Source organism: Salinirubellus salinus (assembly GCF_025231485.1).
Lineage (GTDB): Archaea > Halobacteriota > Halobacteria > Halobacteriales > Haloarculaceae > Salinirubellus > Salinirubellus salinus.
This window is the reverse complement of the sequence record NZ_CP104003.1, coordinates 3,190,170-3,202,588: the sequence shown is the minus strand read 5'-3', so window position 1 is coordinate 3,202,588 and position 12,419 is coordinate 3,190,170. Positions and strand designations below refer to the sequence as shown.

The 12,419-nt window shown below is 61.4% G+C and carries 15 protein-coding genes; 5 read left to right on the top strand and 10 right to left on the bottom strand.

The features are described from left to right. The first annotated feature begins 474 nt into the window (after positions 1 to 474). The gene (locus N0B31_RS16830) at positions 475 to 852 is read left to right on the top strand and encodes a cupin domain-containing protein (protein WP_260592781.1); all 378 of its coding nucleotides are present in this window, start codon (positions 475 to 477) and stop codon (positions 850 to 852) included. A gap of 66 nt (positions 853 to 918) precedes the next feature. Here the strand turns inward: N0B31_RS16830 and N0B31_RS22705 are convergent, their stop codons facing one another. The 4 genes from N0B31_RS22705 to N0B31_RS16810 are packed head-to-tail and all read right to left on the bottom strand — an operon-like array spanning position 919 to position 4,374. Continuing rightward, positions 919 to 1,314, bottom strand: coding sequence for a DUF7124 domain-containing protein (locus N0B31_RS22705; protein ID WP_438271172.1), 396 nt, complete (start codon positions 1,312 to 1,314; stop codon positions 919 to 921). An 18-nt stretch (positions 1,315 to 1,332) separates the two neighbouring features. After that, positions 1,333 to 3,042: a nucleoside recognition domain-containing protein gene (locus N0B31_RS16820; RefSeq protein ID WP_260592779.1), complete on the bottom strand. Its 1,710-nt coding sequence runs from the start codon at positions 3,040 to 3,042 to the stop codon at positions 1,333 to 1,335. Next, positions 3,035 to 3,220 carry a 30S ribosomal protein S14 gene (locus N0B31_RS16815; RefSeq protein WP_260592778.1) on the bottom strand — a complete coding sequence of 62 codons (186 nt, stop codon included), beginning with the start codon at positions 3,218 to 3,220 and terminating at the stop codon, positions 3,035 to 3,037. Before N0B31_RS16815 ends, N0B31_RS16820 begins: the two co-directional genes overlap by 8 nt. 2 nt (positions 3,221 to 3,222) lie before the next feature. Beyond that, positions 3,223 to 4,374, bottom strand: coding sequence for an NAD(P)/FAD-dependent oxidoreductase (locus tag N0B31_RS16810; protein WP_368389254.1), 1,152 nt, complete (start codon positions 4,372 to 4,374; stop codon positions 3,223 to 3,225). A 64-nt stretch (positions 4,375 to 4,438) separates the two neighbouring features. Here N0B31_RS16810 and N0B31_RS16805 point away from each other — a divergent pair, with 64 nt between their 5' ends. From N0B31_RS16805 to tsaA, 4 genes are all read left to right on the top strand, one after another. After that, positions 4,439 to 5,713, top strand: coding sequence for a GTP-binding protein (locus N0B31_RS16805; protein WP_260592776.1), 1,275 nt, complete (start codon positions 4,439 to 4,441; stop codon positions 5,711 to 5,713). 2 nt (positions 5,714 to 5,715) lie between these two features. Further along, positions 5,716 to 5,982 (top strand): hypothetical protein, encoded by a 267-nt coding sequence (locus N0B31_RS16800; protein WP_260592775.1) that lies wholly within the window; start codon positions 5,716 to 5,718, stop codon positions 5,980 to 5,982. A gap of 141 nt (positions 5,983 to 6,123) precedes the next feature. Further along, positions 6,124 to 6,276, top strand: coding sequence for a C2H2-type zinc finger protein (locus N0B31_RS16795; protein WP_260592774.1), 153 nt, complete (start codon positions 6,124 to 6,126; stop codon positions 6,274 to 6,276). Between the two features lie 74 nt (positions 6,277 to 6,350). After that, a complete protein-coding gene (gene tsaA / locus N0B31_RS16790; RefSeq protein WP_260592773.1) occupies positions 6,351 to 6,842 on the top strand; it encodes a tRNA (N6-threonylcarbamoyladenosine(37)-N6)-methyltransferase TrmO in 492 nt (163 codons plus the stop codon). Positions 6,843 to 6,902: 60 nt separating this feature from the next. Here tsaA and N0B31_RS16785 read toward each other — a convergent pair whose 3' ends face one another. From N0B31_RS16785 to N0B31_RS16760, 6 genes are all read right to left on the bottom strand, one after another. Next, positions 6,903 to 7,286 (bottom strand): DUF7124 domain-containing protein, encoded by a 384-nt coding sequence (locus tag N0B31_RS16785; protein ID WP_260592772.1) that lies wholly within the window; start codon positions 7,284 to 7,286, stop codon positions 6,903 to 6,905. Then, positions 7,286 to 8,545, bottom strand: coding sequence for an FAD/NAD(P)-binding protein (locus N0B31_RS16780; RefSeq protein ID WP_260592771.1), 1,260 nt, complete (start codon positions 8,543 to 8,545; stop codon positions 7,286 to 7,288). Before N0B31_RS16780 ends, N0B31_RS16785 begins: the two co-directional genes overlap by 1 nt. Positions 8,546 to 8,574: 29 nt before the next feature. Further along, positions 8,575 to 9,507 (bottom strand): metal ABC transporter permease, encoded by a 933-nt coding sequence (locus N0B31_RS16775; protein ID WP_368389253.1) that lies wholly within the window; start codon positions 9,505 to 9,507, stop codon positions 8,575 to 8,577. A 125-nt stretch (positions 9,508 to 9,632) separates the two neighbouring features. Then, positions 9,633 to 10,406 carry a metal ABC transporter ATP-binding protein gene (locus N0B31_RS16770; protein ID WP_260592769.1) on the bottom strand — a complete coding sequence of 258 codons (774 nt, stop codon included), beginning with the start codon at positions 10,404 to 10,406 and terminating at the stop codon, positions 9,633 to 9,635. Further along, complete coding sequence (locus tag N0B31_RS16765) at positions 10,403 to 10,624, bottom strand: DUF7511 domain-containing protein (protein WP_260592768.1); 222 nt, start codon at positions 10,622 to 10,624, stop codon at positions 10,403 to 10,405. Before N0B31_RS16765 ends, N0B31_RS16770 begins: the two co-directional genes overlap by 4 nt. After that, positions 10,621 to 12,219 (bottom strand): metal ABC transporter substrate-binding protein, encoded by a 1,599-nt coding sequence (locus tag N0B31_RS16760; RefSeq protein ID WP_260592767.1) that lies wholly within the window; start codon positions 12,217 to 12,219, stop codon positions 10,621 to 10,623. Before N0B31_RS16760 ends, N0B31_RS16765 begins: the two co-directional genes overlap by 4 nt. Between the last annotated feature and the right edge of the window lie 200 nt (positions 12,220 to 12,419).

Below are 12,419 nucleotides of genomic sequence, written 5' to 3'. Positions count from 1 at the left end.
GCTCGCGTTGTTGATACCCGCCTTTCGGCAGGTGCGTCGGTGGGCGTGGCCCGGTCGAAGGTCTGTTATCGACCACGCCGACGGGAGGAACGCCAAACCACCTCCACTTTTCCGCGTTGAGTTACCGGAGAGATGACCCAGGCGGGCATAAGCGCGTGGTTCGGACTGTAAGTGGTTGGATTCACGCCCGCCGTGAACGGCGGGACTCTCTCCTCGAATCAGGTAGTACGCGTGGAGATGCGCGCCGGTGGAGGAAGCCGAGAGCGATTCCGCCATTAATTCCAGGTAGGAGAGGCGCGATGGATGTGGCCGCGGAAACGGCCGTTCTGTGGCGCTACCTGCGTATTTGGATACTACTCGTGTAGACGAATATCTCGCCCTACCGGAAAAGAGACTGTTACTATTTGCCCCATTGTTACCAATGATAGCTAATTCTACATGAAATATTAATACTTCGAACTCGGGACTGCGTACATGAGCTATCGGAAGGTGAACTACGAGGACGTCGAACAGGTTTCGGATGCGAAGCATTTCCTCAGTGAACCGCTCGGCTGTCGACAGGTTGGCGTGACGTTCTCTCGATGCCCTCCAGGATGGAACAGTGAACCGCACGACCACGTCGATGATGAGCACGAGGAAGTTTACGTGCTGGTCAGCGGGGCTGCAGAAGTCCAAATCGATCAAGAATCGGTGCCTGTTGAAGAGGGAGATGCCGTCTGGATCGCGCCCGAGGCAACGAGGCAGATCAGGAACGGTGAGGAAGAAAGTGCCTTCGTCCTGATTAGCGCCCCCGAATTTGATTCCTCCGGGAGTTCGGGTGATGCCTGGGACATCACTGGGGTCAACGGATAGTTCCGGACGTAGGATCTCTGATACTCGATTATCCCCACTCTTGAGGCACTCTCCTACCGGTATCTCTCATCCTAAGCTCCTGAGTACACGAGCCAACCAGGAGGTCAATTGTATCCGTGACGTGGTTTCTTTATTCTCGATTTCCCAGCCAGCAGCACTCGCAGCGTCTGCGAGAGCGAAATACTCCCAGTGATGCTGAGGGAGGTAATCGGGACGGTCGGGAGCCTCTCCGACCAGAACATGTCTCTCGGTCGTGTGCCGGCTAGAGAGGTGCTGGAAGCTCGAGGTGGTCGGCGCGACCTGGAAGTCTCGACGAATGAGGTGCTCGGCACTGAAGGCGTGAGCGGTGCAGGACCCGGTCGAGACGAGACCGACGTTTCGCGCCCATCGGCGTGCATCGACGACCACCGCCTGTGGCTCACGAACCTGCCGAAGCGCCGCAAGCTCGAACGCGAGCGTCATAGTGTCGGTGGTCATCGACTAGAAGAGGACAGCACCGCCCCATCCGATGAGTAGCGAGAAGCCGGTCGCAGCTGCTGCCTGCCGGAGCAGCATCCGACCAGCGTACCTCGGGGAGAGTTCCTTCGCGACCGTGATCGCCGTCACCAGACACGGAAGCAATACTCCCGCGAGGTAGACGGCCGTCAGTACCTGCACGGGCGTCATCGCGGACAGCGTCGCGCTGAGGCCATCCGACTGTAACAGGAGCAAACCGTCCTTGCGGATCGACCCCAGAACCACGACGAGTGCTGTCTCACCGGGGAGGTTGAACAGCCCCATCACTGGTCCGAGTGCCTCTCCAATCACGTCTAAGACGCCGAGATAATCGAGCAGTGATGCGGCGAGGACGATCCCGGCGAAGACAGGGAGCGCCTTCAGGAAGAAACTCCGAATCACGGTTCTGGTCTCGCGCCATACTGACTGCCAGGTCGGCCACTGGAGGAACGCACGGTTCTCGGTTGCGAGTGACGACGTTCGCGCACGCTCGGGTGCGATTAGACGCGCGTAGACGAGCGTCGTGGTCGTGAGAACCCCGAGATACGGGAGGACGAGCCACGGCATCTCGACGGCTGCGAACACGGCGAGCGTCGCTGGGAACTGGTAGGAACAGGCCGACCCGAACCCGATCGCCGAGACGGTCGTTCGGCGCGTACAATCCGAACAGCCTCGAGTGCTGGTGACCGCCGGGACGTTACACCCGAATCCCATCACCACACGAACGAGGTCCCGACCGGTGAGCCCCACGCGCCGAAGGTGTGGATGGAGTGAGGCGGTGATTCGCGTGACGAGTCCGCTCTGCTTGTAGACGGCCATGAAGACCGCGAAGATGAGGATGGTCGGCCCAGCCCAGACGAACAGGAACGGTCCCATCGAGAGCAGGCCGTAGTCGCCACCCAGAACTGCTGCGAGCGGTCCTGGAAGAGCGTTGGCCCACTGGACCGCGGGTTCCAAGAGCGTACCCACTCGGGGGGAGAGTTCGGCCGCCGCAGCGTTTGCGAAGTGGACTGCGGCCGCGGCGGGCAACAGGAGCAAGGCAATACTGACTAACGGGCCGAGAAGCGGATGCTCGAGAACCGTCTCCGGGGGATCGAGATGAATTCCCGTTTGCCGGTCGACCCGACCTGGGAACTCGTCGGCGTCGTGAAGCACGCTGACCAGTTGATTTCGGTCACCTCCGTCGATCGCAGCGTCCCCGCCGTCAGTTGCGACGGGGGAGACGTTTCGCGCGTCCACCGGCGCGAGCGGGACGCCGAGATCGTCGGCGAGCGCGTTCAATTTTTCACGCGCCTCTGGCTGATTCTCGACCTTGTCCCAGAACGTCACCGCGATCGCGCCGACTTTTCCCTGCACCAGCGGCAGCAGGTCTCCGAGGTCGTCGTCGATGTTCGTCGCGCGAACGACGAGTAACACGGTCTCGGTTGCTTCGACGGCGCTGATCGCCGTTCGGGTGGTCTCGGTGTCCGTCCCGAGCAGGATGCCGGGTGTATCGACGAAGACGAACTCGTCCGACTCGTATCGCTCGACGTCGACGGTCGTTCCCCGGAAGTTCCCAGTCTTCGGCGTCGTCCCGGAGAGGCCAGCGACGAGTTCCGACTTCCCGACGCTCTCTTTACCGACGACCACGACGGTTTCCTTTCCGTCGTCGTCCGTCGATGGGACGTTACCTGTGAGGCCCGGTGTGTCAGTCATATTTTGTGAATCCCATCTTCGGAGCCAGTTCACGGAACGACTGCCGACAGAGCCAGATGTCGTACTTCCCGACGAGACCCTGTTCGCGGCCCGTCATCCGACAGACGTGTCGGTCGTCGTCTCTCGCCTCGTTTGCTTGCTCGGTTCGGCTGTCTCTCTTCGGAGTATCTCGGGTCATGATTAGCAGTCGCACATGTCGGGTTCGCAGCAAGACAAATCGTCGAGGAACATGCTCTTCTCACGATACTCGTCGAGAGGAGTTCGGTCGACGTCGAGTCTGGTGGCGATTTCGTCGGCGACGACGGCGAAGCGCTGTCTGAACTTGTAGATGAAGCAGAACTGCTGGCCGTTGTGCGCGACCTGTGGACCGGCAAGGAACAAGCCGGGGGTAATGGTCGACTCGTCCCGTTCGGTCAACCGTAGCTGGCCATTCTCGGATTCGAAGTGTTCGTCGACGAGACCGAGTCCGCGCTCGAATCCAGTTGCGAGCACCGGTCGATTCCGTGTCGTAAACGAGCTTCCGTCGGTACCGAGTAGATCGAACGTCCCTTCCTCGATGTCGACGCGCTCGACGCGGATTCCGTCTTCGAGGGCGATCGGTGCGTCGTCTTCGAGTGCCTTCCGCAGCCGCTGGCTCGTATACGGGGAGAGCACTTCGCTCGGATCTGGTCCTCGGAACTGCCACGGCCCGTCCTCGTCGACGACGAGCACGTTCTGACCCAGGTCGGCGAGTGCGAGGGCCGCGTCGATACCGCTCTCGTACCCGCCGACGATGACGATGGGGTCCTCGACACACTCGTCGACGAACGTACTCCAGGACTCGACTCGGGCGTTGTGGACGCAGTGACTCGCGCCGGGGAACGGCTCGTCGTTCGGTTGCCCGAACTGGCCGGCCGCCCAGACGACGAACCTGCTCTGGATGACAGCGCCAGTCGACATATGAAGGACGAACCCGTCGTCGTGTCGCTGTACCGACTCCACTTCGACACCGGTCCGGACGGGTAGGTCGTGAAACTCGGCGACTCCTTGGAGATATTCGGCGTACTCTCTGCCGGTCGGGTGTTCACGGTCGAGCGCAAATGCCGGTGAGGTGTCAGTAGTGACGGCGTTGAGATCCCGGCAACCGAAGTTGTTGCTGGGAAACGATGGCGTGATGAACCGCATCTCCGCTGGCCACTGTTGGAACGACGCTCCGACTTCGTCTCGCTCGAGGATGGCGTACGAGTCGAGACCAAGGTCCGCGAGGACGGCCCCAACACCGACGCCAGCAGCGCCTGCACCGACGATTGCGACGTCGAGCGACTCGTGTTTACGTGCTTCTTCTGCTGTCACTGTTAACAACACGAGGTAGTAGATAGCCAATTATAAATAATATACGCTCTAGTCTTAATAACAGATGAGTCGAGATACGATTCCCGTCACCGTGCTGAGCGGCAACCTCGGTGCGGGCAAGACGACCGTGCTGAACAACCTCCTGAACACGCGAACGGACCTGGACGTCGCGGTCCTCGTCAACGACATGGGGGAAGTGAACGTCGACGCCGAGCGTGTGGCCGAACACTCGGACATCTCGGAGGACGACGAGGATCTAATCGAACTGTCGAACGGCTGCATCTGTTGTGAGTTGCGCGGCGACCTGCTGGACGCGCTCGCGAAGCTCGCACAAGCTCGCGAGTTCGACTACCTGGTCATCGAGTCGACTGGCGTCGCCGAACCGTTGCCCGTCGCCCAGACGCTCACCATGGGATTCGACCAGGGCGACCTCGATCCCACGGAGTTCTACGAGGAGACCGGTATCGAGGCGATGGACTACTACGACCTCGATACGACGGTCACCGTGGTCGACGCCCACCAGTTCTGGACGACGTTCGATTCGAAGGAATCGCTGATGGACGGCGACACCGAGAAGGAGCTTGGAAGTCTCTTAGTCGAACAGATCGAGTTCTGTGACGTCCTCCTGTTGAACAAGTGTGACCTCGTCGACGAGGAGACGCTCGAAGAAATCGAAGAGATGATCGAGGTGCTGCAACCACGCGCGGAGATCCTCCGAACCGAACACGGCGCCGTCGACCCCGAAGCGATCGTCGACACCGGTCGGTTCGATTTCGAAGCAGCGAGTCGGTCCGCCGGCTGGATACGCGAACTTCAGGAGCCGCACGCCTCTGCGGAGGAGGAACACGGCGTCACCTCGTTCGTTTTCGAATCCCGCCGACCGTTCCACCCCGAACGATTCGCCGAGCTGCTGGACGAGTTTCCGACGAACGTCGTCAGATCGAAGGGCCACTTCTGGCTCGCGGGGCGTGAGGATATGACACTCGGGGTAGATGCTGCTGGCCACTCTATCCGAATCGCACCTGCAGGCGGGTGGATTGCGGCCCTTCCGACCGAGGAGCGCGAGGTCTACTTCGAGACGAACCCTCAGCTGGAGGAAGCGTGGGACGAGGAGTGGGGTGACAGAGGAACACGACTCGTCCTCATCGGCACCGACATGGACCACGACGCGCTCCGAACAGATCTCGATGCAGCGACGCTGACCGACGAGGAGATGGACGGCGACTGGGGCGCATTCGAAGACCGCTTCCCGACGTTCGACTCCGACGATGAAGCGGCGGAGAGCGACGACACCGAAGCGGCCGAGAACAGTGCCGAAGAGGTCGGCCTCGCCGACTGACGATGTCCTCACCACGCTCGCTCTTTCAGACAGTCGTCGGCAAGAACGTACCGCGGGACGCTCGGGAAGACGCCGTCGACGGACTCGCGGCAGCAAGGGCAACCACTCAACTTCGCCTCGTCGTCGTCATGAGTGGCCTCGACGGGCGGTATCGCCGCCGAGCACTGAATGCTCTCGGTCAGTGCCGAGCGAAGAACGAACTCGAGACGCTGGCCGACGACAGAAGCCTCGCACAGCCCCTCCGTGAACGGGCAACAGAGCTGACTTAGCTCTGGTCGGGCCGGGCTTTTTGGACGTCCCACCCGGTCAATCTTAGTTAGCTGGAGAGTCGATTTACTAGTCCGTATCAATCACTCTGGCCCCATTTTTAATAACCCTTTTAGTGTCTCGGAGACTCGGTTGTTAATGTAATGTCGTACACCTGCTCCAGCTGCGATGCACAGTTCCAGAGCGCTGCTGGCGTGACCCAGCACGTCGCGCTTCACCACAACACGTGTGCCGAGTGCGACGAGAAGTTCGACGACACCGATTCGCTGCGCAACCACATCCACGAGAATCACTGAGCAATCACTACGCCACGGAACAGATCTGTCTCGGCCACGATACTGATTTTTCGGTGCGAGACGAAGCCACGAACGTGCCCGAAGACACGTTCAACTACGAATCGATTGGGGTGGTTCGGACGCCGTTCGAATCACCAGAAGGAATGCCGATTCAACCGATCGGAGCGGATTCAGTCACAGGAACTGTCGAGATCAAGGCGTCGTATGCGGATGGATTAGCGGATCTTGCCGAGTTCTCGCACTGTATTCTATTGTACCATTTTCACGCATCTAGCGATGACGCTCCTCTGCGGGTCGAACCGTTTCTCGATGACGAACGACGAGGAGTCTTCTCGACACGGGCGCCACAACGTCCGAATTCGATCGGCCTCTCTGTTGTGGCAATCGAGTCCGTCACCGAACAGGAACTGACCGTGAGCGGTCTCGACGTCGTCGACGGGACACCATTGCTGGATATCAAACCGTTCGTTCCCGAGTTCGATATCCCGTCCGAGGTGCAGACGGGCTGGCTTGATGCGTCGGAATCGACGATCCGATCAGAACAGGCCGACAGGCGGTTTCTCTGAGGCTGCCGGCCGCTACTCGTGGATGACTTGGACCGGACATTCGGTCCCAGAAGTGACTCGCTAAGGCCAGTCGTCGCTAGTTGACGGCGTGGTCCCAAGCTGCCAGTCCGCAGCCGTTGCAGCGTCGGTCACTGATTGGAAGGTCCACTCAGGCACTGTCTCTGCGATCCCGTCGGTCTCGTCCGTCCCGACGAACACATACCGGTCCGTCTCAAAGTGACTTCGAATACTCGAGAGTGCCTCTTCGATCGAACGCGGACCCGATAAGAAGTCCTGCTGGTATCCCGCCTCACGTACTCGCCGTCGTTCGACGAAGGACGATTCGGAGGAAACGATTCCGATGTAGCTGCTCCACGTTGCGGCGTCGTCGAACGCTCGTTCCGGTCGTGTGAGCTTCTCGAGTGCCTGTAGCGAGAAGGCGAGCGTGAGGTCGTTCGAAGGCATTAGGACTTTCCTCTGGGAGCCGACAGCGCTCTCTTTGAACCGGCCCGGGCTCGTGATTCGAGGAGCCGTTCTGCGACTCGACGAGCGCCGACGACGTTCCGGGCAAACGGACCGACACTGAGTTCTGCGAGCGCTCCCGAAACGTACACCGCAGAATCGGTGCCATCGGTCCCTCGCCACGCGAGCGTCCGGTCGTCGAGGACCGGAAAGCCGCCGGCCCCGCGTTCGAGTGACAACGACTCGGCGACGGATCCAACTAGTGGGTGCTCTGGGACCGGATCCAGTCCGGTCGCGAGGACGACTTGCGCATTCGTTGCGGTCGTACCGTCGTCGAACCGCACCAGTAATCCCTCGTCTGTCGCGTATGCAGACGCGATCTCGCCGCGTTGGATATCGAGGTCGCCACAGTCGCGGGCCTCGTCCAGTCGACGCTCGACGTACGGAGGGATCGTCGCGTCGTTGCGGGCGGCCCGAATCTGGTCACGACGGGCCTTCGACCCCGGCGGGAGCGTGTGGATCTCCTGTTCGATGTGTCGCCAGTTGATCCAGTACGGGTCGGCTTCGGTCAGTTCGATATCGATGTCGTGACGCGAGAGGAGTGTCACGTCAGTGTGTTCCGAGAGGCGACAGGCAAGTTGCCCAGCGGTGATACCGCCCCCAACGACGAACGTCGGCCCCGAAAATTCCGCTGCTGTCGTCGGGTCGAACTCGTCGTCCCAGACGTGAACGAGCGGAGCGTCATCGGGAAGTGACGTCCCCCACGTGGGGAGCGTTCGCGAGCCACCGAGTCCGATGGCCAGCACGACGTGGCGAGCGTCGAGCGACCCGACATCCGTCTGGACTTCGAGTCGGTCACCTGCCCCAGTCCCGGTAACTCCCGTCGCCCTCGACTGGCGGTGACACTCGTCGATATCACGCCGGCCGATGACGTCTCGAGCGTGATCGAGAAAGAGTTCGAGTGTCGGTCGGTTCGGGTAGTTCTCCGTCGAGACGAGTTCGTCCTCTCGATTCGCACCTTCCGCGAACGATTCGAGCGAGAACGGCTCTGTGCCGATGTGGTGAACGAAGGTGGATCGAAGCGTTTGCATTCCGCACTGGCGAGCCTTCGTCTCGAACGACGCGAGCAACTGCTCTCGAGGTTCGACGAGACAGAGGTCCTGGTGCGTACATCCACCTTCGGCGAGGAGATAGTTCGCCAGGCAGGTTCCGTGAATACCGCCACCGATAATCGCGTACTCGTAGGACTGTGGCCCGCTCATCGTGTGATTGGTGTCCAGTCCATCGACGGTCACTCTCGCTCGCCTCCGTCGGCTTCGAGTCCTTCTCGGGTCTGTCCGAGCCGTCGGCTGCGGAGTCGCCAAACGGTTAGGAGACGTTGCACCACCCCCTGGAAGCCGAAGGTGGCGGCGTACACAGCAATCGCCGCGACGACGATCGAGCCACCGGCCGCGATCCCGTAGACGTACGATAGTGTCACACCGGCTATCGCCGCGAACTCGGCAGCGAAGATCGCCAGCAAGATGGACTGCTTGAAACTCTGGGCGACCTTCGCCGCGGCGGCGACCGGAACGACGAGCATCGCGGCGACGAGGATGACGCCCATGATCTGCATCGCGCTGACGACGACCAGTGCCGTGAGAACGACCATGAGGCGTTTGTACAGGTGAACGTTCAGCCGCGCCGCGCGAGCGGCCGTCGCATCGAACGTGACGTACAGGAGTGGCCGATACGCCAGCGTGACGAGGCTGCCGACGATGACGCTCATCAACACGAGAATCCCGACGTTCTCCGTCGAGACGGTCGCCAGACTGCCGAAGAGGTAGGCGTCGATGCCGACCGCGATGCCGCCGTCAGTCGCCGTGATGAGGATACTGCCGACGGCGAATCCTCCTGTCAGGACGATCGCCAGCGAGGTGTCACTGTACGCCCCGGCGTGTTCGACGAGCAACTCCACGAGTAGTGCCGTGACGACTGCGACCACGAACGCGGTGAGCAGCGGGGACAGCGTGAGCGAGAGGGCCGAATTGAGGAACAGGCCGACGGCGACGCCGGCGAAGGCGGTGTGTGCGAGGGTGTCGCCGATCATCGCCATCTCTCGATGGACGAGGAACGTTCCGACGACTGGCCCGATGACGGCGATACACACCGCAGCGAGATAGGCTCGCTGCATGTAGGGATACCCGAGCATCGGCGTGCCGAGCAGGTCGGCCAACACGTCCATTCCGGCACCGAAGACGTGGTCGAGGAACCACTCGATGCCATCGAGGAGTAAGCCACCAATCCATAGAACGGCGATCGATTCGTCGAATAGCACGCTGGCGTCCAGAGAGGAGGATTGAATCATGGTCAGTGGTCGTGGTGGAGGACGTGCTGATTGGTCCCGTACGCTTGCGTGAGGGCGTCCGTTTCGACGAACGTACTCGGGTCACCGTCGAAGTACAGTTCGCGGTTGAGACACGCGATGTCCGTCGCGTAGGTGGTGACGACGCCGATGTCGTGTTCGATGAGGATGACGGTCAGCCCAGTCGCATTCAGATCGTGCAGGAGGCTGTAGAACTCCTCTCTGGATTCGGCATCGACACCGACCGTCGGTTCGTCGAGTGCGAGCAGGTCGGCCTCCGAGGCGAGCGCACGGGCGATGAAGACCCGTTGGCGTTGGCCACCGGACAGTCGGCCGACCCGCCGAGACGCGAGGTCTGTGATTCCGACCTGTTCCAGGGCCCCCTCGACCGCTCGCCGGTCCGCTGTCGAGAATCGGCTGAAGAGCCGCCGCGGGTACCGCCCCATCTCGACCACCTCCCGAACGGTGACCGGCATATCGCGCGCCGCCTTCGTCGCGTCCTGTGCGACGTATCCAATCCGCTCACCGGCGTCGAACTCGTGGGCGGGGTCGCCGAACAGCGAAACCGTCCCACTGTCGGGCCGTCGGAGACCGAGCATCAGGTCGAGCAGCGTGCTCTTGCCGCTGCCGTTCGGCCCGATCAGTCCGAGGAAGGATCCGGGTTCGACGTCGATCGACACCGACTCGAGAACCGGAATCTCTCCGTAGCCGAACGTGACGTCTTCGACGCTGATGAGAGGGTTCCCCGACCGTTCCCTCTCCGTCGTTGCTGTCGTCATCGGCAGTCGTCGAGGTCGACGAACGAGTTCCCGTACGCCGTAATCCAGGTCGTCGTCCGATACGGAACGGCCACGTCCGGCGGGAAAATCGTACAGACGGGCCTCTCCGCTGGGCCGACGACCAGTGCCATCAACCTCGAGCGAGGGGTCTCGGACGGACCGGGCTCGGCGTTCCCGTCCCACTCCGGTTCCGTGTCGCCAGACGTGGTGTCGCTCATGCTGCGTCGAGGGCCTGCGTCAGCGTCTCGAGGTTGATATTCTCCATGATCTCGACGTAGCCCCAGTCCTCGTCGGCCCACTCCTGAGTCTGTCCGGGGATCGGCGTCAGCGGCAGGACTTCGGTGGCGTCGGTTTCTTCGACGAGCTGGTTCGCCGCCGTCTGGGATTCGAGCGGATCCGCACAGACGTACTGGAGGTCGTGCTCGGCAATTATCTCCTGGGCCCGCTCGATGTCCTTCGGGGTCGGCTGGTCGTCAGGTGACAGTCCCGTCAGCGTCTGGACTTCGAAGCCATAGCGCTGGCCGAGGTACTGGAAGGCGTTGTGGCCCGCGACGAACACGACGTCTTTCGAGGCGTTCTCCAGCGCGGACTGGAACGACTCGTCGAGTTCGTCCAGACGATTACGGTACGACTCGGCGTTCTCGGCGTAGGTACTGGCATTGTCGCTGTCGACATCGACGAACCCGCTCCGGATGTTGTCGACCGCCTGCTTCGCTCGCTCCGGGTCTAGCCAGAAGTGCGGGTCCGTTCCGCCGGAGTGGTCGTGGCTGTGTCCCTCCTCGCCTTCGTGTTCGCTTTCTCCCTCGTGCTCGTCTTCGTGGTCGTCCCCACTCTCGTGGTCGTGCTCGTCTTCGTGGTCGTCCCCACTCTCGTGGTCGTGTTCACCTTCGTGCTCGCCATCACCCTCGTGTCCGTGTTCGCCGGCAGTCTCGGTCACTTCGGGTTCGATGGCCGACCCACTGCCGTCGGTGAGCGTCGCGTCGAACTCCGCGGGAACGTGCTGGGCGAAGAAGACGTAGTGGCCCTCCGTTTCGATGTCGAGGGTAAACGTCGTCTCGCCGGAATCCGCGAACAGGAGGTGATAGAGCGTCTCGCTGGAGGGTGTGAGCGCCCCGTCGTTCTCGACCTCCGTGTGCGAGTCGTGGTCGGTGCCATAGAGGTGCGTTGCCGTCTCCTCGACGTGGTGAATTCCGTGGTCACCGCCCTCTTCGGTCTCGAGGACGGCGAGGTGCATCTCGGGGTCTGGACCCTCGTGGAACGTGTACGTGTAGGTGCCAGCTTCGAGGTGGTAGAGACCGGCCCACTCCCACGGAGCCGATTCGCCGTTGTGGTCCTCGTGGTCTCCCTCCTCGTGTTCGTCGTGGTCGTGTTCTCCTTCACTGTCGTGGCCTTCCTCGTGACCGTGATCGTGGTCGTGTCCGCCTTCGATGAGGTCGATACCAGCACCGGCAGCGACGATGTCGACGTCGGCGTCGTCGTCACGGAGACTCGCCACGAGGTCGTCAGCCCACGGCTGGAAACCCTCCATCCCGTAGAGGAAGAGGTCAGATTCGAGGACCGTTCCCTGTATTTTGGAGCCTGGTTCCCACCCGTGGCCGTGTTGGCCAATCGGGACGAGCGTCTCTGCGGTCGCGGTGTCGCCTGCAACCTGGCTGGCCAAGTCCCCGAATACGAAGAACGAAGACTGGGCTTCCGGCCCGCCTCCACCTGAATCATTGGAGCTGGCGTCGTTCGGGAGACAGCCAGCGAGGGAGCCGATGGTGGTGAATCCGAGTCCAGTTGCGACGAGTCGTCGTCGGGTGTATCGAGACATCTGTTGCTAACACTAGTAGACTAGATAATAAGAGCTATGATTTTTTACAATGGTTTTAATAACATTTGACTAAGCGAGATAGATTCTTACTAACCGTTGCCGGGGTAACTAACGTGGGCCCCGGAATTGCTAATCGTTGCTACCTCAGATTCCGTATTACGGAAAATTCGAGGCGAAAGCCTCGCCCTTCAGGGCGGGTA